The organism is Paraburkholderia sediminicola (assembly GCF_046026675.1).
GTDB classification, from domain to species: domain Bacteria; phylum Pseudomonadota; class Gammaproteobacteria; order Burkholderiales; family Burkholderiaceae; genus Paraburkholderia; species Paraburkholderia sediminicola_F.
Genome location: NZ_JAQQEY010000002.1, coordinates 3,209,744 through 3,230,777 on the forward strand (window position 1 = coordinate 3,209,744; position 21,034 = coordinate 3,230,777).

Consider the following 21,034-nt stretch of genomic DNA (forward strand, 5'->3'; position numbering starts at 1 on the left):
CCCTAATATCATGCGCAAGCGCATCTCACGCTTGTTTCCCACTATTTGCTATTTAATTCAGGCCGGGTTGCCGGCCTCTATCCCTACGCTTCGGCGAGAATCTGCTGGATGACTTGCTCGAAGGTTTCCACGGGTTGTCCGCCGCTCACCAGATAGCGACCGTTGAAGATGATCGCCGGCACGGACTGGATACCCTTCGCCTGGTATTCCCGTTCTTCCGCACGAACGTCGTCAGCGTAGATTCCGCTGCGCAGTACTTCAGCTGCTTGCGCGGCGTCGAGCCCCACGGACTGAGCTGCTTCAACCAGGACTTCGTGATTGCTCGGGTCTTTGCCCTCGGCGTGATAGGCCCGCAGCAGCGCCAGTTTGAGCGGCAACTGCTTGCCTTCGATACCGGCCCAATGCAGCAGGCGGTGCGCATCGAAGGTGTTATAGACGTGCGTACGCGGGCCGAAGGCAAAACCAACGCTCGCCCCGCGCTCGCGGATCATGGCCTGGGTTTCCGCGATCTGCTCGGGCGTGCGTCCGTATTTCTTGCCGAGATAATCGACAATGGCCTCGCCGTCCGGCCCCATCTCCGGATTCAGCTCGAAGGGATGCACGGCGACTTGAGCGTCGACCGTATCGCCCAGGCGCGACAGTGCAAGCTCGAGCGACGACAGGCCGATGGCACACCACGGGCATGCGATATCGGAGACAAAATCGATTGTTAGCTGTTGTTTCATTGCTTTCCTGACTGAAATAACCTGTGGCGCGGCCGCTTCGGCGCGACGAAAAGCGGCCCACAGGGTAGCCTAGCCTGAATCGCCAATTTTTGCAGGACCGCGCTCCCGATGTAAGCCGAAGCGGCCATCCGCGGCGTGACCCTCAGTCTGGCATTCCGTTGTGATCCCCGAGTGGCCTGGTGGGCCAGTCCACCCAGCGGTCCGCGCGGGTACGTTCGTGCGCTTCATTGAGCGGATAACGGATGCGGTTGTCGTCGCGCGGACGTTCGCCGATCACCATCAGCCTGACTTCGTCTTTCGTATTGTTGATGAACGTGTGACAGACGCCAGTGCCTGACGGAAACGCGACGGAATCGCCTTCAGCAATCGGATGAAGTACGCCATCGATCCAGACATCGGGCTTGCCTTCGAGCACGTACACAAATTCCTGCTCGGTACTTTCGGCGTGCGGATACGACGTGCGCCGGCCGGGCAGGAGCCTCACGTGATGAATGCCAATGCGCGTAATGCCGAGTGCGGCGGAAAGTGGCGCGTCGAGCGCCATTTTCTCGGTATCGCCGCGATAGGAATGCGCATCCGGTTCTTCCAGCTCAGTCCAGTGTTTGATGAAATCGGGTCGGCTCATCGGTTGTTCTCCTTGGGGGGACTACGGTCGATGATAGCGGCTTGTACACTCATTGTTCGTCGTTGGCCAGCGACGTGAGAATCCGGTACGCAGCAGTCACCCGTTCATCAATGGGGAAGTTCTTGTTCGCAAGGATGACGATCCCCAACCGCTTCTGCGGAATGAATGCGACGTACGCGCCGAAGCCGTTGGTCGAGCCGGTTTTGTTGATCCAGACGTCTTCACGAGGGGACTGCGGCGGCACGATTTCAGTGACTGGCGTTGCGTTGAAGATCATCGCCGACGAGTTTCCGTCCAGAAGCGTCTGCAGTTTGACGGGATACGGATATTGTTCCCATATCAGGTCCTGGGTCATGCCCCCTGCCTTGAAGTATCCGGTGTGGGTGTCCGTGATCGCGCGTTGGAGCTTCGGGTCCAACTGGATCAGATTCATGTTGACTTCCACGAAGCGAACCATGTCGGCAGCCGTGGTCTTCACACCGTAGGCTTCGGCGGACAGCACCCCAGGCGCCACTCTGATCGGTGCACCGTCTTTCGTGTAGCCCTGAGCGTAGTCGTTCAACTTCCCCGCAGGAACGTTGATGTAGCTACGCTTCATGTCAAGCGCGGGAAACAGACGATTTTCCATCAGCGCGCTGAAATCCTGCCCCATACTCTTCGCCGTAATCAGGCCGAGCGCGCCGATGCCGGGATTGGCATAAGTTCGATGGGTTCCAGGCGCATAGGTGGGCTGCCACTGCTTGAAATACTGCATCAACTGATCGTCGTTGCGAATGGAGTCCGGCACCTGCAATGGGAGCCCACCAGGCGTGTGCGTGCCCAGATTGAGAAGGCTGACTTCGCCGAACTCGCTATTTCGCAGGGACGGGAGGTATTTGCTCGTCTGATCCGACAGGGACAGATAACCGCTCACCTGCGCATAGGACGCGAGCGTCGCCGTCAATGTCTTACTGACAGAACCGAGTTCGAACAAGGTGTCGGAGGTAATCGGCGCTCTGGTTTTCGTCGACGCGAGGCCGTAGTTGAAGACGTAATGCCTGTCACCGTCGATGATGCCAACCGCCATGCCGGCAATGCCATCGCTCGCCATGACCGGTTGTATGGCGCGGTCCACCGTCCGTCTGATTCTGTTTTGCTGATCGTCGGCCGCATGGCCAACGGTTGTGACAGCGCACGCGAAGAAGGTTGCTGCGATGAGGCTTATGGTTCTCAGATTCATGTCCCTGATCGGTCGGTTTTGCGTAGGTGGGTGGCGGGCGTTGAAGCGGGTCTGCCGGGGAAGGAGTATGCGTGCTCACAGACTCATCGACTATCGACGATATCTTGTCCGTAGCGAAAGAAAATCTTTCGCGTGGCACGCGATATCCCTCCACGGCTTACCCGTCATTCACCGCCTACGCATGGAACCGAGCCATCGGACAGGAGCATGCGGGCGGGACAGCAAGTACGCATGAAACGACCGCCCTGCCCGTGCGCCGACGATCAGTACGATCCCATATAGTCGCGCTTGCCGATTTCAACGCCGTTGTGGCGCAGAATCGCGTAGGCCGTCGTGACGTGGAAGAAAAACTGGGGCAGACCGTAGTTCTGCAAATAGGTGCTGCCGACCAGCTTCTTCTCTTTCGGCGTGCCCGGGCGCAGGACGATTTCCTTGTTCTCGCTACCCTCGAACTGGGCGGCGTCGAGCGTGCCAAGGTGGGCCAATGCTTTGGCGATAAGCACTTGCAAGTCGGCAAACGTCACTTCAGTGTCGGGCCACGACGGCACTTCTATGCCGGCCAGGCGCGAACTGACGCCCTTGGTGAAATCCGCGGCGATCTGCACCTGACGCACCAGAGGAAACATATCCGGGAACAGGCGCGCCTGCAGCAATGCGTTCGGTTCGATGTTCCTTTCGGTGGCATGCGCTTCGGCTTTCTTCAGCACCTCGGACAATGCAGTCAGCATTTGCTTGAAGACGGGGACGGATGCGCTGTAGATGGAACTGGTCATGATTACTCTTTCGGTCGATGTTGGATGCCGGCGCGGAAGATGCCGCGCCGGCCGGTTGAATAGGCGGGGGGAAGGTTACCACCAAGCCGCGTAGAATCACGCAAGCTGGCATCACGACAGGGATGGTCCGGTCATGGCTGCGTTGCTCACGATACTCAAATTCGCTATCGTCATCGTCCTCGCCTCTTCATTGGTCGAGGCGCTAGTGCTTTCTGTCCGCCACGGCTGGCGCCGCTACGACTGGCGGGCGGCCAGTGTCTCGGTGGTCGACTATCTCGTGCGTGAGTATCCGTTGCGCTGGTTGCTCCCGCTCGTATTCTGGAGCGACGCCATGAACTGGTTCTGGCGGCACAGGCTCTGGACGCTACCGATGAACCATTGGAGCGCCTGGCTGGCGTGCTTCGTCGGCCAGGAGTTCTGCTACTACTGGTACCACCGGGCAGCCCACCGCACGCGCTGGTTCTGGTGCACCCACGCGATTCACCATTCACCCAACCAACTCAATCTGTCCGCCGCATACCGTTTCGGCTGGACTGGCCGTCTTACGGGTTCCTTGCTGTTCTTCATGCTCGCGCCGCTAGTCGGCATGCCGCCGCAGATTGTGATGGTGCTGCTTTCGCTCAACTTGCTTTACCAGTTCTGGCTGCACGCAACATGGATTCCCCGCCTCGGACCGCTGGAATGGATTCTGAACACGCCTTCAGCACACCGCGTGCATCACGCGTCCAACATCGAATACCTCGATGGAAACTATGGCGGCGTGCTGATCGTGTTCGATCGGCTGTTTGGGACCTACATCGCGGAACGGCGCGACGTACCGTGTCGCTACGGTCTGGTCCGGCCGATGACGACCTACAACCTGCTGACCATCGAGTTCGATCATTGGCGCGCGCTGTGGCGCGACCTGCTGGCCGCGCGCTCCATCGGCGAGGCGTGGGGCTATGTCGCCAAGCCACCGGGCTGGCGGCCCGATAACACCGGGGAAACGACCGAAGATCTAAGACGCCGTGCGGATCCACACGCCTTCGGGGCGGAACAACAATAGCAGTCTCACATTGCCGGAACTCGGCCTGATGCCCGATGCCCGGTGTGCGTTTCCCCTCAGGTTGATCGATGAAAAGAACGTCGGCATTTTGACGTGCGCTTGCGTTCGTGAAAAATGAATGATATTTTTTCATGAAATTTACATTGGCATTTTTCACGAGAGTCACTATGTTCGACCAGTCTGCCGAGCACGTCGCGAGCTACTACGCACGCACCTATCCTGCCCCGATTCCTCTGCGGCCGGCTCTGGAAGAGCGTCTCGACACGGAAGTGCTGATCATCGGCGCGGGTTTCAGTGGCTTGCACACAGCGCTGCGTCTGGCCCTCGCGGGCAAGCGTGTCACGGTGCTCGAAGCCAGCCGGGTGGCCTGGGCAGCGTCAGGGCGCAACGGCGGCCAGGCCCTGCTCGGCTGGTCCTGCGACATGCCTCCACTGGAGGCAGCGTTGGGTCTGGAGCGTGCCCGTCGACTGTGGGACAGCATGCGTTGGGCCGCCGGAGAGATACGTGAGCTGCCGGCGCGACATGGCTTCGATGCGGACTACCGTGCGGGAAGTCTGTGGGCCGCGGTACTGCCGCGCCGCACCGCGCTCCTCGAACAGGCCCAACGGGAAGCCGAAGAAAAGTGGGGCTACGACAAGATGCGCTTCATCCCTCGCGAGGAAATGCCTCAATGGATTGCAAGCGAACGCTATCAGGCGGCACTCTACGATTCCGAGGCGGGCCATCTGAATCCGCTGAAACTGGCCCAGGGCCTGGCCGCGGCGATCGAACAGGCCGGTGGACGCATCTTCGAGCAGAGCCAGGTGCTGGACTACCGCGAGACGCAGGGCGGCTATGTCGCGCGCACCGATAAAGGCGAGGTGCGGGCGGACGTGCTGGTACTCGCCTGCAACGCCTATATCGACCGCCTCGACCGTAAACTTTCCAGGCGCATGCTGCCTGTTGGCACCTATCAGGTGGCCACGTCGCCGCTGCAGCCGGAGGTGGCCCGCTCGCTACTGCCACGCAATAGCTGCGTGATCGACAACCAGTTCGTCCCCGACTACTTCCGCTTAAGTCCTGACAACCGCCTGCTATTCGGCGGCGGCTGCACGTACGCGGGCGGTATTCCAAAGGATATTGCGGCGGCTACCCGGCCTTATCTGGAGCGCGCATTCCCGCAACTGCGCGGAGTGGAATTCGAGTTTGCGTGGGGCGGGCATATCGACATCAGCATGAAACGCACACCGGATATCGGCCGACAAGGTGAGCGCTACTGGTTGCAAGGTTTTTCGGGGCACGGCGTGCTGCCCACGCTCGCCGCCGGCCGGGCGGTCGCCGACGCTATCCTCGGTGACGACGAACTGCTCGACCTGTACCGGGCCATCGACAATCCGCCTTTTCCCGGCGGTACGCTACTGGCCGCGCCGCTGGAGGTCATTGGCAAGACCTGGTATCGTCTGCGCGACAGAGTCTGAGAGAAGAGGCAAAAGATGAACAAGCAGGAAGAAATTGAAGGTCTCGCGATACTGATTCGGGACCTGCGCAAGCATAAGAAGGTGACGTTGGGCGCGTTGGCGGAAAAGATCGGCCGCTCGGTGGGTTTCCTTTCCCAGATCGAGCGCGGCCTCTCGCGTCCGACCGTGGGCGATCTGACCGCCATCGGCGAGGCCCTCGGCGTGCCCACCACCTATTTTTATAGCCTGAGCAAGCCGCGTGCGCTGCCTTGGGTGACCCGCCCGGATGAACGCCGCACGCTGTATTACGCCGAAGGCGTGACTGACGTGCTGGTGTCGCCGAACATGTCAGCGGGTTTTTCGATGCTGGAAAGCCACCTGGCGCCGGGCGCCAGCAGCGGCGACAAACCGTTGAATGACAGTGACGAGCAAGGCGGCTTCGTCCTCGAAGGCGAATTGACCATCTGGCTGGACGACGAAGCGCAACCGGCTACGCTCGGCCCTAACGACGGCTTCCAGGTGCCCGCGCACGCCCGGTTCCGCTACGCCAATCTTTCCGACGAACCTACGCGAGTACTTTGGGTGTTCACCTAGGGTTCAGGCAGTACGTGACGCAGCAGCGAACGCTGCGCTGAGTGTCAATTCGGATGACTAATGGACGGCGTTGTGATTATCGCGTTCAGTTCTGTTATGTCGTCGACTTGCCTACGTTTCCCACGACAGCTTTTAACTAAAGCTCAATCATCGCGTCATTTTTGCGTGAGAAGGACAACAATATGACTTCCCCCAGCGCCGACCTGCTCAGCGAAGTACGCGCCTTCCGCGCGGCGTATCCCGAGGTGCGTTACGTCGACCTCATTTGCCTGGATATCCCCGGGCACTTCTACGGCAAGCGCTACCCCATAGACATGCTCGAGAAAGTCGCTGCCGGCAGTCTCCTGAAACTGCCGCAGAACTGCATTTTGCTCGGCGCGCAAGGTGGCGTGTTCCCGATCGGCGACTATTGCTTCAACGACGGCGATCCGGATGCGCAGCGCCGCCTGATCGCCGGCACTCTCAAGCCCGTGCGATGGGAAAGCCAGCCATTGGGACAGATGCTGATCAGCTCGGACGGCACCGAGGCGCCCATCGAGTTCGAGCCGCGCGAGGTATTGGCGCGCGTGCTGAAACGCTTCGAGCGGCGCGGCATCCGCCCGGTTGTCGCCTTCGAACTGGAGTTTTATCTGTTCGACGCGAGGCTGGCGGACGGTCTTCCGCAATTCCCACGCGACCCGTTCTGCGACGATCCGGACGACCAGTCCAACATGCACATCGAACGATTGTCGCGCTTCTCCAGTGTGCTCAACGAGATGGTCGACGCGACGCGCGAGCAAGGCGTAGACGCTACCGTGATCACTGCCGAGCTCGGGCCCGGGCAGTTCGAGATCAACTTTGGCCACAACGACGACAGTCTGCGCGCCGCCGACTGGGCTGCCCTGTTCTGCCGCAGCACGCGCGGCGTGGCGCTGAAACACGGCTACCGCGCAAGCTTCATGAGCAAGCCGTACCTGCACGCACCGGGCAGCGGCATGCACGTGCATGTGAGTCTCTACGACGAGGCGGGCAACAACCTGCTGGCCGCCGACGGCCAGCGTCCGCTGCGCCATGCGGTGGCCGGATGCCTCGCCTTGCTGCCGCATTGCATGCCTGTCTTCGCCGCCAATCACAACGCGTTTCGCCGCTATGGCTGGAAGACGAATGCGGCCAGCCGTGCCAGCTGGGGTTTCGAGGACCGCGACGCCTGCATTCGCATTCCCGAATCGGATGACCGCAACTTGCGCATCGAACACCGCCTGGCGGGCGCCGACGCGAACCCTTACCTGGTACTGGCCGCTATTCTCACCGGTATGGAACACGGGCTGGATGCAGGCCGTGAACCCATCGCGCCGCTCAACGAAGACCGCAGGAGCGGCGTCGACTTTCCGCAAGACATGCTCACGGCCGTCGCCGCCATGCAAAGCCATCCGGTCGTAGGCAAAGGCATGGGCGAAGAGTTCGTGATGGTCTACTGCGAGAACAAACGGCAGGACCATCTGGATTTCATGAACGAGGTGAATGCGCGGGAATACCGCTGGTTCCTTTGAGCGAGCAGCTAGGTATTGGCTACCAGCAGCTCCTCAGCATTCTTTGGCGGCCGCAGACCGTCGGTTCTGCCCATGAAGTAGCGCTCGGTAAGATCGGCCGCCGAGACATGCCGTGCTTCTCTAAAGCCTGCTTCGCGGGCCAGCGCCAGAATCTCCGGCGGGGTGAAGAAGCTGATGAACGGTGTCCCGCTTGCTCGTGCGCCCTTCTCCGCCATCTCAAGTCCGGGGCGCACCTCAGGGTCCGCCATCTCAAGCGGGAGCAGGAACGTCATGGCGAGCGTCGATCCTGGAGCAAGGGACGCGACTTCGCGTAGCGTGGCCGCGTTCGCATCCTTGGTGAGATACATGCTGACGCCTGTGGAAACCACGATTGCCGGCTTGCTCTCATCGAAGCCGGCAGTCACGAGCCCGTCTCGCCAGCTTCCCCCCGCCTCGAAATCGACCGGCACGAAACGCAGCCAATCCGGAACGCCGAAGCCTAGCTCGGTCAGGCGCTGACGCTTCCATGCCTGAGGACCTGGCTGGTCGACTTCGAACACCTTGAGATGGGATGCGATCTCCGGCCGCCGCTGCGCGAAGCTATCGAGGCCGGCGCCGAGGATGACGTACTGATCAAGCCCACGGCCGGCCTGTTCCACGACCAGGTCTTCAATGAAGCGGGCACGCGCCACGATCGAAGCGCGAAAGGGTCGCGTGAATTGAGGGTCCATGTCCCCGCGGCTGCGCCAACCCTCGTCCGGGGACAGCAGTTTAAGGCCGATTACGTCTTCCAGCACATGCGGCGGCGGGTCGGACTGGACATGGAGAGCGCGCCACAAGGCGACTCGCGCTGCTGTACTGTCTGGCGCTGCATCTTGCTTGTCGGTCATGACTTTCGATCCTCCTGTAGGCGAATGTTGTTGACGTTACCCCATTTCATGCCTACGAGGTCAAGAAAGCTTTTTTCATCGTAGGTGCAGGATGGACCGCGTAATTCTGTCGCTCATAGAAGGGAACGGCATCTGGCCGCGCGTCGAGAAACACAGCAGTCATAGCGCGAGTACGCGCGTCGGCTTCCGCATATTCCGTCAAGGCGCGGCCCGCACCGCTGCCCCGTGTCGCCTCATCGACGACGAGATCGTCGATGTGCAAGTGCGCCCCGCGCGCCAACGTGTGGACCGGCCTCATCCCCATCACGCCAACAAGTTTGCCGCCTTGAAAAGCGCCGACAAGCTCGTAGCCAGAATGCGATTGCAGCCTGGCTCTTCTGAGAAATTCGTCTTGATCAAGTGCACGCAATTGCGCGATCACCGGAAAGGCTTGTGCCCATTCTGTCGGGGAAAGCCTTCGGATATCCAGGCTGTTGTTGTGATTGTCGGCCATAGCGGCATTCCGTCCTCGGTGGAAGAATGCCGATTCTGGCACAGCTACAGAGACATGCCGCCCGAGACTTCGATGCGCTGGCCATTGACCCAGCGATTGTCCTCGGACAGCAGCGACGCGATCATCGGGCCGATGTCGTCGGGCAAGCCCGCACGACCGAGCGCCGTGCCGTCCGCCACCAGCTTGTTGATCTCGGGATTGTCGCGCACCATGCCGCCGCTGAAGTCCGTGGCAACTGCGCCTGGCGCGACGGTATTGACGGCAATTCGGCGCGGACCGAGTTCCTTCGCGAGATAACGAGTCAGAACCTCGACCGCGCCTTTCATGGACGCATAGGACCCACTGCCTGGAAAAGTGAAACGGGTCAGTCCCGAGGAGATATTCACAATGCGTCCACCGTCCTTGATCAACGGCAGGAGCTTTTGTGTCAGGAAAAACACGCCCTTGAAATGGACATGGTAAAGACTGTCCAGTTCTTCCTCGGTTGTCTTTTCAAACGGCGTGTGATTCGACGTGCCGGCGTTGTTGACGAGGTAGTCGAAACGCTCGGCGCCCAACTGCGCAAGCGACGCCCGAACCTGCTCCACGAACGCGTCGAATGTGCTCACTTTTCCGGTATCGAGTGGCAGAGCAATGGCTCTTTGCCCCTCCTCCGCCACGAGGCCGACAACCTTGTCGGCTTCCGCCTGATTGGCGCGATAGGTAAATACGGAACTGACGCCGCGCTTCGCAAGGCTCAGGACCGTATTGCGCCCCAAACCGCGACTCCCGCCTGTCACGATGGCGATCTTCGAAATGGCGTCTGCCGATTGTGCTGCTGTCATTTTTGCGCTCCACGTTAGAGGTGTAGACGCAGCTTATTCCGGCCGATAGCGAGGCTGAATGCCCTAACTGTCCTTCTTCTTGCCTAATCCTGCTCAGGCTCTGCAGCTCGACACGAGAGGCAGTAACATGAGCAAATGCAGGCGCGGAGGAAGTTCATATGTCAAATGCCTTGGTCGAAGGTGTCAAACGCTATACCGACAATCAAGCCGGGAGCGAGGGTCCGTTCATGACCGCCATCGATGGCTTGATCATCATCCGGTCGGATCATGAAAAACATCCCTCTCATCTGATCATGAAGCCGGCTCTCTGTGTCGTCGTTCAAGGCGCCAAGTGGACGACGTTCGGTGACAGGCGCTACGACTACAGGGCAGGACAAGCCCTGATCGTCAATGTTGAGATGCCGGCGTTCAGCAGGATTGTCAAAGCCAGTCCAACTGAGCCTTACCTCGCTATTGCCATGGAGTTCGACCTCGCCATCATGCGCGATGTCATGGCATGTCTCGATACGCCGCCTGCGCCGGAAGACGAACTCGGCCACGGCGTTTTTGTCACCGAGATGGACGGCCCGCTCGCTGACTGCATGCTGCGCATGGTGCGTCTCCTCGACACGCCTCACGCTATTCCTATTCTCGCGCCGATGATCAAGCGGGAAATCTGCTACTGGTTGCTCACGGGGCGTCACGGCAACGAGGTCGCCCGGGTCGTGCTGGCCACCAGCCATGTGCATAAAGTCGTGACTGCCATCCATGCGTTAAGAGGCCAATTCACCGAGACTGTACGCATCGAGGAGCTGGCTGCCGTGGCACAAATGAGTCCGTCGGCATTCCACAGGCAGTTCAAGGCGCTGACGTCGATGACCCCGTTGCAATACCAGAAGCAGCTTCGCCTGCTTGAAGCGCGCAACCTGATGGTGGCAGGCATTGCCAATGCCGAAGCGGCGGCCTATCAGGTGGGTTACGAAAGCGCATCGCAATTCAGCCGCGAATACTCGCGTATGTTTGGAGCGCCACCTCGCCGTGACATAGAGGCTTTGAAAACGGCAACGACCTAGTGCTTCACGCCGCCGTGTCAATTCGCATCGCGCACCCAGTTGCCTCCATGCGCCGCGGCCTGCGCAGCGGGCGAGGTGGCAAGATAGGCGAGAGCCTGCTCGGTCGAGCCTTCGTGATGCGGTGTATAGCGCGGATTGAAATAGCGTAACGCTGCCGCGATCATCTTCCAGAACGACGGCAGGCAACCGCGCCGCGCCCCGGCACGCCAGGCGAGGATAAAACCGCGGTACGCGCCGGCGTCGGGATCGCGCTGGTGCATGAAGCGCGCACCGTGCGTGAGAAAGTACAGTAGGAGCAACACCGTCGACAACATATGGAAGCAGCGTTCGAAGTAGGTGCCGCCCATATGCCGGAAGATGTCGAAGGCTACGGTGCGATGCTCCACTTCTTCGGCGCCGTGCCAGCGCAGCAGGTCGAGCATGGTTGGGTCGGCATGGGCGGCATCGAGACCGTCGGCATTAAGCACCCAATTGCCGAGATAACCGAAAAAGTGTTCCAGCGCGGCGATGACACCCAGTTGCTGACGCAGCCAGAAACGCGTTTTACCGATCTTCAGTCCAAGCGGTTGCTCGCCGAGCAGCTTGCCAAACAACCAGTCGAGTTTCTTTGTGAAGGGCTGCGTATCGATGCCGTGAGCCTTGTAGTAGTGCGTGAGCACACCGCCGTGCGAGCGCGAATGCACCGCTTCCTGCCTGAGAAACCCTTCTGCGTCATCGCGCAGCGCGGGGTCAGCGATCAGCGGTAGCGCTTTGTTGTAGACGCGGCAGAACCATAGTTCGCCCGCAGGGAACAGCAGGTTCAGCACATTGATGATGTGCGTGCTCGACGGGTCACCGGGAATCCACTGGATCGGCGTTTGACTCCAGTCGAACTTCACATGGCGTGCCCTGATCTTGTATTGAGTGTGCTCTTGAGTCATGACGGTCTCCGGCATCCGGTGAGTGAGATCAACGCGGCACCATGCCGATGCGGGCGATCACGCGGCTTAGTCCAGGCATGTAGCGTGAGATGAAACGCATTGAATGCGCCTCGATGCCGATGGCGACCACAGGCTTGTTGCGCAATACCGCACGAAGCGCGGCTTTCGCGACCGTCTCGGGCTGCAGGCCGCGCAACTGGTACAGCTTGGTGGCTTTCTGGCGCATGCGGTCCTGCTCCTGAGCGCTGGCGCCGACATACTGGGTTGAGGCCATGATTCCCGTCTCGGCGAACCCCGGGCAGATTGCGCTGACGCCGATACCGTGCGCTGCGAGTTCTCCGCGCATGCACTCGCTAAGCATCAGCACGGCGGCCTTGGTGGTCGCATAGGCCGGCAGGTCGCGCGAAGGGGCGAAGGCCGCGGCTGATGCGGTGTTGATGATGTGGCCACCGTTGCCGCGCTTCACCATCTGCCGGGCGAACAGACGCGAGCCGTGAATCACGCCCCACAGGTTGACGCGAAGAATGCGTTCCCAGTCTTGTGCCGAGGTGTCGAGCACGCCGCCTGCCATGCCAATGCCGGCGTTGTTGACCACGATGTCCGCGCCGCCGAGGTCCGTCCCGACCCAGTCCGCCAGCACTTCCATCTGTTCGGCGCTGCCGACATCGGCTTTGCGTGCGTACGCCTGGCAGCCTGACAATCTGACCAGGGTAGCCGTACGTTCTGCGCTTGCAGTGTCGATATCGACCGCGACCACTGCGGCGCCCTGCTTCGCGAATTCCAGTGCAATGCATCGCCCGATGCCGCTGCCTGCGCCGGTCACGACCGCGAGCTTGCCGCTGAGCGGTTTGCGTGCGGCGTCCATACGGGCGCGTTGCAGCGTGTCCGGTTCGGCACCGCCTTCAGTGTGATCGACGAGTTCACGCACCATCCGGGCCATCTGTTCAGGGTGCGTGACCGGCAGCCAGTGCCGCGCAGTCAGCTCACGGCGCCAGTACTTCGGAACCCATCGCGAAAGATCTTCGGACAAGGCCGGGCTGACGTATTTGTCCAGCGTCGGCACGATCACCTGGACCGGCGCGTGGGTGTAGCGCTTGCGCGGCGTGAACAGGCAGCGGATGAAGTTGGCGCGGTACAGCGAGACGCCGCGCACGCCGTCCTGCGTTTGCGTCGGGCGCGGCGCGATCTGCGTCTTTTCCACGCGACGTAGTACTCGCGGCCACGCGCGGCCGAGCCACATGCGCCAGGTCAAGCCTGGCAGCACCGGCAAATGGAACAGCAGCACGTACCAGGAGCGCACCAGTTGCCCCAATAGCTTGCCGATCGAACGCGGCGTGGGACGCAGCAAGCGTGCTCGGATCCAATAAGCGACGTGATCGAGGCAAGGGCCCGAGCACGACGTGTACGACGCAATGCGCCCGCGCAAGCGCTCTTCGGTGACGAACTCCCAGCCCTGGATCGAGCCCCAGTCGTGCGCGACCAGATGGACGGCGCGATTGGGGCTCACGGCATCGATGACGGCGATGAAGTCGTCGGTGAGTTTTCCCAGACGGTAAGCTGCTGTCCCCTTCGGCGCAGAGGATTGCCCCGCACCGCGGACATCGTAGGCAATCACATGAAAATCGTGGGCCAGCAGTGCGGCCAATGCGTCCCAGACTTCGCTGTTGTCGGGGTAGCCATGCACTAACACCACAGTCGGCCGGGCGGGGTCGCCCCATGCTTTGGCGGCAAGCGTCACGTCGCCCGAGTTCACCGTGAATTCGGTGCGGCGCGTGGCGGGTGGCGCCTCGTACAGCGTGGGCGATATGGGTTCGGTTAGAAGTTGCATGTGCGCCTCCGTCATGCCGCGGCCAACGCCCGTCCGCGCTGCGCCCAGCGGCGCACATGCGGCAGGTCGTCGTCGAGCCAGTAGGCGTCGTCATCGGTGATGACCAGCAACTCTTCGAATTTGGCGCCCACACCCTGAAAGCCGAGATGCGGCTCGACGGCCCACAGGCCAGGCGTCGGCGCATGATCGGAGCGGCGATCGATCGACCATAACGGCGACCAGCCCTCTTTCCTGCCCGCGCTAACCTGGTCGAGGACGAGGTTGCGCGTGGCGTTCAGGCCGAAACGCGCCACAAAACGCGGCTTGGCCGGCTGGTTCAGCTTCGCGACACGATGCGCGAGCACCTTGAACGGATAGGCCTTGTGGCGCGGCTCGACGCCCTGTTTTCTGCACAACAGATCAACCGCGCGCGCCACGTCGGCAAGCGTGTGCCGTTGCTTCACCATGGTGACGATCAACTCGCGGTGCTCGGCCAGGTCGTCTTTCAGCTGTTCGAGAGTGAGATTCGTGCCGACGCAGGTGGCGTAGCCGACATCGGCGATCACACCGTTCAGCACCGGGGCCACGTCGAGAATGACCGGCATGTTTTCTTCCAGCCGACGCGAACCAGGAAAGAACGCCAGGTTAAAACCGGCCATGTGCGACAGCCCGGAAAAACCTTCAAAAGCGGTGCGGTCGCCAAACCAGGCGAAGGGTTTGTGAAGCCAATCGCGCACGCCGTGATCCTGCAGCCATTCGGTCAGCAAGCGGGCGGCGTCTTTTTCCGTCATGCCAGGTTGGAGCATTTCGCCGACACTCTCGACGCACCGATAGGCCAGTTGCTGGACTTCGCGGAACTGCGCCAGTTCGTCCACGTCGACGTGTGGAATGGACTTGTCACCCATACATGCCTCCCGAATATGCTGTCGACGGGGGCGCAGCCGCCCGTCACGATGACATTTATTATTGTTACATTATACAATGTAACGATTGGATCGTACACCACCCGGAACGCTCGTCCACTGGTTGTTTTCCCTGGGGGGCCTGGTTGGGGGTGCGCGATGGGGGACGTGAAGGCGTCGGGCTAGCCGAAAATACGGATGCCTGAACTCAGGCACCGACTCCGGCATTAGCCGTGTGACATGGGATGCAGTGGCGGACACGCCGGAGCGTTATTTACTCTTCGGCAAACCGCGCATTCGTTCCGGCTGTTGAGCGGCTGCTGACTGACCGCTGACTTAAGGAACCGGCGGGAAATGCCGCTTGCCGGCGGGGATCCGCAAACGCCGGAAGCGTTCTTTCTTGTGCTCTTCGTCGAAGTGGGCAAGAGACGGCTTGACCAGATCGCTGCGCGACACAATGCCGACGAGTTGCAACGTTTCGGAGTCCGTGACTACGGGCAAGCGCTCGAGACCGTGCACCGCAAGCCGCGTTGCGACGAGCCGGCAGGTTTCGCTCGGCAACGCAAATGCGGGGGAACGGTGGCGCAACACGTCAGCCAGGCGCGAATCGAGCGCATCTGCCTCCTCGTCATCGCGTATTTTTTCCAGTAACGCGCGATCGACGACACCCGCCAGCACGCCTTGACGCACAACCGGATAGGCGCGATGTGTTTGAGTCGCGCCGAAGTACGTTGCTAGCACTTCGCCCACGGACATATCGCCATCGATTGTCTCGACCGTACGCGACATCACTTCGTCGACGTGGTGGCGCTCAAGCGGATCGACGCCGTATTCGCGGTAGATGTGATAACCACGCCGGGCAATTTTCTCGGTCATGATCGAGCGCTTCATGACGACCGTTGCAAACCCGTGCGCGACCAGCGTCGCGGCGAGCAGCGGCAGCAACGCGTTGCTGTCGTGCGTGAGGCCGAATGCGAACACGATTGCGGTCAACGGCGCGCCCAGCGTAGCGCCAAGCGTGGCCGCCATGCAGACGAGCGGCCACAGCGCAGGTTCGCCGCCCGGCAGCACGTGGCCGAGCACAACGCCGAGCCCCGCACCCAACATAAGCAACGGCGCCAGGACGCCGCCTGAAGTGCCCGAGCCCAACGCCACGACCCAGATGATCGCCTTCACGATCAGGATCGCCAGCGCGAGCTGGATAGCAATATGCTGATGCAACAGATCGCCGATCACGTCGTAGCCGACGCCCAGCGCGCGAGGTTCGAGAAAGCCGCCGATGCCGACGACGAGGCCGCCGAGCGCGGGCCACCACATCCAGTGAATGGGCAGTTTGCCGAACAGGTCTTCGGTCTTATACAACGCGGCTGACAGGCCCGACGCGAGCGCGCCCGACATCAGGCCTGCAATGACGCAGGACACCAGCGACAACGCGCCGGGAGGCGCAGTCTCAAGCGGAAATAGCGGTCCCGTACCGAAAAATGCCGCGCGCGCAAAACCCGCGACTGCACACGCAAGGGCAACCGGCAGAAAACTGCGCGGGCGCCATTCGAACAGCAACAGTTCGACCGCCAGCAGCACGGCCGCCACCGGTGTGCCGAAGACCGCTGTCATGCCCGCCGCTGCGCCGGCGACCAGCAGCGTCTTCCGTTCCGCGGACGTGACCTTCACGCACTGCGCGATCAGCGACCCCAGCGCGCCGCCTGTCATGATGATCGGGCCTTCCGCGCCGAATGGCCCACCACTGCCGATCACAATGCCGGACGACAGAGGCTTGAGAATCGCCACTTTCGGCGACATGCGGCTCTTGCCGAACAGGATGGCTTCGATCGCTTCGGGAATGCCATGCCCACGGATCTTTTCCGAACCATAACGCGCCATGAACCCGACGATGAGACCGCCGATCACGGGGATGATTACCACCCAGATACCCAACGTGTTGAGGGCCGGTGGGCGGTCCGCAAACGAAAAATTCTGGAAGAAAAACAGATTGGTAAACAAATGAATCAGGCTCAGCAGCACGAACGCTGCAAGCGTGCTGAGCGCACCAATTCCCGCGGCGAGTGCGGAAATGCCGGGAAGCCGCGCGTTGGTGGAAAAGTCACGTTTATGGGTATCGAGACTCATGGTGACTCAAACATCGATCTGGGGGACATTGAACGTGCCTTTGAGCGACTTCAGTTCGGCACGGTGCATCTCGGCGAGACGGGCCAGCACCTGCTCGCCCGCTTTCAACAAATGAACCTCGACCTGGCGACGGTCCGTCTCACTGACTTTTCTGCGGACCAGATCGAGCGCCTCACAGCGGGACACGAGCGCGACCACACCGTGATGCTGCGCCTGAAGCCGTTCCGCAAGCTCGCCGACAGTCGCCCAGTCGCGCTCCGGATAACCCTTGATATGCAGGAGCAACAGATACTGCAACGGTGTGATGCCTTCGCCCTGCGCGGCCTGTTCAGAAAAACGCTCGAAGCGACGCATCTGGTAGCGAAACTCGGACAGTTGCTCGAAGTTCGCCTTGGTCAAGCCGCGAGTGAGTGTCTTCATCGGAGTGCCGTGGAGAAATGGATGAAGCGAAATTCTATCACGTCATGATATTTATGCGCGCACTCACGCGCAAGTACCTGCGATAGTGCGATTGCTATTGCTATTGCTAGGCCGCGCGGCGCTGCCTGGCGTAAGCCTGGCGATAGAGTCCCGCGATGAGGTCGGCCTGCGTGATCATTCCGGCAAGCCGCTGATTCGAGTCCAATACCGGGATGTGATGGTGACCGTAGTTCGCGAACACCGGCACCAGTTCGACGATCGGTGTCCCCGCGTCGACCGTGTGAACGTCGACGTTCATCAATGCACCGACGAGCGGCGCCGGCGTGATGCTGCGCCGGAACCAACGTTGCATGGGGGACGACAAACCGGTCCCTTTGCTATACGCCCGTTTGTCGACAAGGTCGGCGCGGGTCACGATGCCGATCACGTGCTGCCTCTCGTCAGTGACCGGGAGTGCCTTGATATGGCGCTGCTTCAGCAGACTCCATGCGGCCGACGCTCTCGTGTTTGCCGACACGGCGACCAGCGAGCGCGACATGATGTCCGCGCACGTCAGCTCATTGAACGTGCGGGCGTAGGCCTGCAACTGAACGTCGCGCAGCAGGGATTCGAGATCGTCCGTATCGATGTCGAGCAATTCCCCGCGGCGGTTCAGCACCGCCTCGAGGTCCGCGCGCGTGAAACCTTCGTTCGACGCCGCAGCCGATGCGGCCGCGCCTTTGCCCGAACTCTGCGCAACGTGCGGATATCGATGCCCGGTAGCAGCGTGGTAGACGATAGCCGCGCACAGCAGCATCACCGACTGAATCGCAATCGGTTCAGCCACAAAGCGGTAGCCGAGCGCATGCACGGCCGGACCGCCAAGAACCGCGGTGAGCGCGACCGCGCCCGACGGAGGATGAACGCACCGCAGCGCGAACATCGCGCAGATCGCCAGCGAGACGGCCAACGCAGCAGCGCCTACCGGATCGGCGATCCAGCTTGCACAGGCAACGCCAACCGTCGCGGAGACGATATTGCCGCCGATGATGGACCACGGCTGCGCAAGCGGACTGGCGGGAACCGCGAACAGCAGCACGGCCGAAGCACCCATTGGCGCAACGAGGAGCGGAATGTTTGCTGCTGGTCCGAGAAGGACGTGCATTGTCCCGCCGGTGAACGCAATCCCTAACAACGCGCCGAGACACGATCTCAGACGTTCCGGCCACCGGACGGCAATGGGATGGGGAGCAAAGCTGGAAAGCCAGCGAATGAGGGCGTAGCGGGACAAGGTTTAGATGGAAAAGTTGGCGGGTATCACGTGGGACGGGACCACACCTTCAGGCCGAATCCTCACGAAATGAACGAACGTCTCGCCGGCATTATATCTTGTTGTGATATAAAAGTACGTTCCGCGCCACCATGCCCCGATGAAACCAGCGTGGCCACGCGGATGCCGCGCCTCGCTCCGATGCGCGGCATCCGGATTTACCGCGCGGTCCATCCCCCGTCGATGACCAGATTTGCGCCTGACATGTAGGCCGAGTCGTCGCTCGCCAGAAAGACTGCGGCGCCGGCCACTTCGTCAGGAGAGCCAATTCGCCCGAGCACCGTCGCGGCTTCGAAAGAGCGCCGCAGACCGGCCGGATCGGGGCTGCTGGAGAACACGTCCTCCAGCAATTGCGTCGTGACGGGTCCGGGACAAAGGCAGTTCACCCGAATACCTTGACGACCGTGGTCGATCGCCATTGCCTTTGTCAACATCACCACCCCGCCCTTCGAGGCACAGTAGGCGGCCACATTGGCTTCACCCACGAGTCCCAGTTCGGATGCAATGTTAATGATGACGCCGCGACCGCGCCTTTGCATCGCCGGGATGATGGCTTTCGAACACAGGAAAACGCCTTTCAGGTTCACGGCCATCAGCCGGTCCCATTCCGCAACGGTCGTGTCGAGAACGGTTTTCGCGAATTCGATGCCAGCGTTGTTGACCAGAATGTCCACGTTCCCGAATCGTGCTTCAGCGAGACGAACCATTTCACTCACGTCGGAATCCAGCGACACATCCGCACGAACGTAGCAGGCTTCGCCGCCCGAGGCGCAGAGCGCGTCTGCCTCGGCGGTCGCGTCCGTTACGTCGGCAAGCGCTACCTTCGCTCCTTCGGCCACGAACCTTTCCGCTATCGCGTATCCGATGCCTCGCTGCGCACCCGTAATCAGGGCAACGCGGTCTTTCAGTCTCATGTCGTTCTCTCGCGTAAACAGGGTGAGCTTCATGGTATCAGCCGAGGTCATCCTGATTCCCTGAGGCAGTTGGGGCCGTCGCCCACGTACGCAGACGCGCCCTTCTCGCGCGCAATGCCGATGTGAAACTTTCCAGAATCCGATTGATTGCGAGCAACGTACGAGGCAAAATCATCCTGTTAAATTGATGACACTATCCGGGTATACGTCTTAACAGGTTAAGCATGGCCCAAGTGAACGACGACGAAAACAGCAACCGGCTCGGCAACTATCTGAAGAACCGGCGGACCAAGCTCGATCCCGCTTCCTTCGGTATTTGCGGCGGCCGGCGGCGCACGGCCGGACTACGCCGCGAAGAGGTGGCGCAGCGCGCCAATATCAGCGCGGCCTGGTACACGTGGCTGGAGCAGGGGCGCGGCGGCAATCCGTCAGCGGACGTGCTGGACCGCATCGCGAAGGCACTGATGCTGACCGAAGTCGAGCGCGAACACGTGTTCCTGCTCGGCCTCGGCCATCCGCCCGAAGTCCGTTATCGCGGCGGTGACGCGATCACACCGCGACTGCAGCGCCTGCTCGATGCGCTGCCCTACAGCCCGGCAATCGTCAGGACTGCGACGTGGGATGTGGTCGCCTGGAACCGCGCCGCCGCGACCGTGCTCACCGACTACGGCTCCCTGCCACCCGAACAGCGCAACGTCCTGCGCATGATCTTCTGCGATCCCCGCGTCCGTGCCGCGCAGTTCGATTGGACAAGCGTGGCCCGCTTCGTGGTGGGCGCCTTCCGGATCGATGCTGCGCGCGCAGGCGCCGACGCCGAGGTGGCGCCGCTCGTCGACGAACTGTGCCGCTCAAGTCCCGAGTTCGCCGCCATGTGGCGGGATAATGAAGTACTGACCTACGGTGAAGGGGTCAAGCGCTTGCGTCACCCCGTGCTCGGGCCGATCTCACTGGAATATTCGTCCTTCGCAGTCGACGGGCGGCCGGATCTTCAGATGATCGTCTACAACCCGGCGACTCCGGTCGATCAGGAACGAATCAGATCCCTGATCGAAGGCACGCAGGTAATCGCAGCGAAGTGAGCCCGAGGCACCCTCGAAGTGCGAGGATCGGAAGTCGTTGAGACGGCACGGATCCAAACGCGCGTTTCCAACACGCGCCTCAATAGATCGCACTCCATATAATGACAACACCGCCTTTTGTCTGAACTATTTGTGCACCACGACGTGTAACGGCAGGTTACGTTCGACGTGACGGGAACACGTAACACCTGGGACGTAACACGCGCCACGCGATGTCGTCACTGCGTTCTCCATCTCACCCGATCTACCCCTTCCAGCAAGACCCTCATCGCCGCACCCAACTCAAGTTCAGCACTGCCCGTGCGCGGAACGTGCCGCGCTCCGTAACCGGCGCATTGGCTCGGAACTTGCAGCGACCAATTGCCCGAGCAA

20 protein-coding genes are annotated in these 21,034 nt (G+C 61.2%); 6 read left to right on the plus strand and 14 right to left on the minus strand.

Features of this window, described 5'->3' with window-relative positions:
• Positions 1-83: 83 nt before the first annotated feature.
• The 4 genes from PQQ86_RS34065 to PQQ86_RS34080 all read right to left on the minus strand — a co-directional run bounded on the left by PQQ86_RS34065 (position 84) and on the right by PQQ86_RS34080 (position 3,342).
• Positions 84-725 carry a DsbA family oxidoreductase gene (locus tag PQQ86_RS34065; RefSeq protein WP_408277298.1) on the minus strand — a complete coding sequence of 214 codons (642 nt, stop codon included), beginning with the start codon at positions 723-725 and terminating at the stop codon, positions 84-86.
• Between the two features lie 142 nt (positions 726-867).
• Entirely contained in the window at positions 868-1,350 is a 483-nt protein-coding gene (locus tag PQQ86_RS34070; RefSeq protein ID WP_408277301.1) for a cupin domain-containing protein, read from the minus strand.
• Between the two features lie 49 nt (positions 1,351-1,399).
• A complete protein-coding gene (gene ampC / locus PQQ86_RS34075; protein ID WP_408277304.1) occupies positions 1,400-2,569 on the minus strand; it encodes a class C beta-lactamase in 1,170 nt (389 codons plus the stop codon).
• A 263-nt stretch (positions 2,570-2,832) separates the two neighbouring features.
• Entirely contained in the window at positions 2,833-3,342 is a 510-nt protein-coding gene (locus PQQ86_RS34080) for a DUF1993 domain-containing protein (protein ID WP_408277307.1), read from the minus strand.
• Positions 3,343-3,475: 133 nt separating this feature from the next.
• Between PQQ86_RS34080 and PQQ86_RS34085 the strand changes: the two genes are divergently transcribed.
• The 4 genes from PQQ86_RS34085 (at position 3,476) to PQQ86_RS34100 (ending at position 7,946) form a co-directional block, all read left to right on the plus strand.
• Positions 3,476-4,387, plus strand: a complete 912-nt coding sequence (locus PQQ86_RS34085) for a sterol desaturase family protein (protein ID WP_200564915.1) — start codon at positions 3,476-3,478, stop codon at positions 4,385-4,387.
• A gap of 167 nt (positions 4,388-4,554) precedes the next feature.
• Entirely contained in the window at positions 4,555-5,844 is a 1,290-nt protein-coding gene (locus PQQ86_RS34090) for an NAD(P)/FAD-dependent oxidoreductase (RefSeq protein ID WP_408277311.1), read from the plus strand.
• Between the two features lie 15 nt (positions 5,845-5,859).
• On the plus strand, positions 5,860-6,417 hold the full coding sequence (locus PQQ86_RS34095) for a helix-turn-helix domain-containing protein (protein WP_097394205.1): 558 nt from the start codon (positions 5,860-5,862) through the stop codon (positions 6,415-6,417).
• A gap of 182 nt (positions 6,418-6,599) precedes the next feature.
• Positions 6,600-7,946 (plus strand): glutamine synthetase family protein, encoded by a 1,347-nt coding sequence (locus PQQ86_RS34100; protein ID WP_408266788.1) that lies wholly within the window; start codon positions 6,600-6,602, stop codon positions 7,944-7,946.
• Between the two features lie 8 nt (positions 7,947-7,954).
• Here the strand turns inward: PQQ86_RS34100 and PQQ86_RS34105 are convergent, their stop codons facing one another.
• From PQQ86_RS34105 to PQQ86_RS34115, 3 genes are read right to left on the minus strand one after another with little or no spacing between them, the layout of a single operon-like run.
• A complete protein-coding gene (locus PQQ86_RS34105) occupies positions 7,955-8,815 on the minus strand; it encodes a class I SAM-dependent methyltransferase (RefSeq protein ID WP_408277316.1) in 861 nt (286 codons plus the stop codon).
• Between the two features lie 52 nt (positions 8,816-8,867).
• Entirely contained in the window at positions 8,868-9,308 is a 441-nt protein-coding gene (locus tag PQQ86_RS34110; RefSeq protein ID WP_408277319.1) for a GNAT family N-acetyltransferase, read from the minus strand.
• Positions 9,309-9,352: 44 nt separating this feature from the next.
• Positions 9,353-10,132: an SDR family NAD(P)-dependent oxidoreductase gene (locus tag PQQ86_RS34115; RefSeq protein WP_408277322.1), complete on the minus strand. Its 780-nt coding sequence runs from the start codon at positions 10,130-10,132 to the stop codon at positions 9,353-9,355.
• A gap of 158 nt (positions 10,133-10,290) precedes the next feature.
• Here PQQ86_RS34115 and PQQ86_RS34120 point away from each other — a divergent pair, with 158 nt between their 5' ends.
• On the plus strand, positions 10,291-11,184 hold the full coding sequence (locus PQQ86_RS34120; RefSeq protein WP_200564921.1) for an AraC family transcriptional regulator: 894 nt from the start codon (positions 10,291-10,293) through the stop codon (positions 11,182-11,184).
• Positions 11,185-11,201: 17 nt separating this feature from the next.
• Here the strand turns inward: PQQ86_RS34120 and PQQ86_RS34125 are convergent, their stop codons facing one another.
• From PQQ86_RS34125 to PQQ86_RS34155, 7 genes are all read right to left on the minus strand, one after another.
• Positions 11,202-12,104: a metal-dependent hydrolase gene (locus PQQ86_RS34125; RefSeq protein WP_408277327.1), complete on the minus strand. Its 903-nt coding sequence runs from the start codon at positions 12,102-12,104 to the stop codon at positions 11,202-11,204.
• A gap of 28 nt (positions 12,105-12,132) precedes the next feature.
• Complete coding sequence (locus tag PQQ86_RS34130; RefSeq protein ID WP_408279425.1) at positions 12,133-13,911, minus strand: SDR family oxidoreductase; 1,779 nt, start codon at positions 13,909-13,911, stop codon at positions 12,133-12,135.
• A 32-nt stretch (positions 13,912-13,943) separates the two neighbouring features.
• Positions 13,944-14,816 carry a M24 family metallopeptidase gene (locus PQQ86_RS34135; protein ID WP_408277330.1) on the minus strand — a complete coding sequence of 291 codons (873 nt, stop codon included), beginning with the start codon at positions 14,814-14,816 and terminating at the stop codon, positions 13,944-13,946.
• A 333-nt stretch (positions 14,817-15,149) separates the two neighbouring features.
• Complete coding sequence (locus tag PQQ86_RS34140) at positions 15,150-16,940, minus strand: chloride channel protein (protein WP_408277333.1); 1,791 nt, start codon at positions 16,938-16,940, stop codon at positions 15,150-15,152.
• A 6-nt stretch (positions 16,941-16,946) separates the two neighbouring features.
• Positions 16,947-17,360 carry a MarR family winged helix-turn-helix transcriptional regulator gene (locus PQQ86_RS34145; RefSeq protein ID WP_097393114.1) on the minus strand — a complete coding sequence of 138 codons (414 nt, stop codon included), beginning with the start codon at positions 17,358-17,360 and terminating at the stop codon, positions 16,947-16,949.
• 106 nt (positions 17,361-17,466) lie between these two features.
• On the minus strand, positions 17,467-18,630 hold the full coding sequence (locus PQQ86_RS34150; RefSeq protein WP_408277336.1) for an HPP family protein: 1,164 nt from the start codon (positions 18,628-18,630) through the stop codon (positions 17,467-17,469).
• Positions 18,631-18,827: 197 nt separating this feature from the next.
• Positions 18,828-19,616 (minus strand): SDR family NAD(P)-dependent oxidoreductase, encoded by a 789-nt coding sequence (locus PQQ86_RS34155; RefSeq protein WP_408277339.1) that lies wholly within the window; start codon positions 19,614-19,616, stop codon positions 18,828-18,830.
• 200 nt (positions 19,617-19,816) lie between these two features.
• On the opposite strand from PQQ86_RS34155, the gene PQQ86_RS34160 reads away from it, so the two are divergent.
• Positions 19,817-20,662 (plus strand): helix-turn-helix transcriptional regulator, encoded by an 846-nt coding sequence (locus tag PQQ86_RS34160; protein WP_408277342.1) that lies wholly within the window; start codon positions 19,817-19,819, stop codon positions 20,660-20,662.
• Positions 20,663-21,034: the final 372 nt, after the last annotated feature.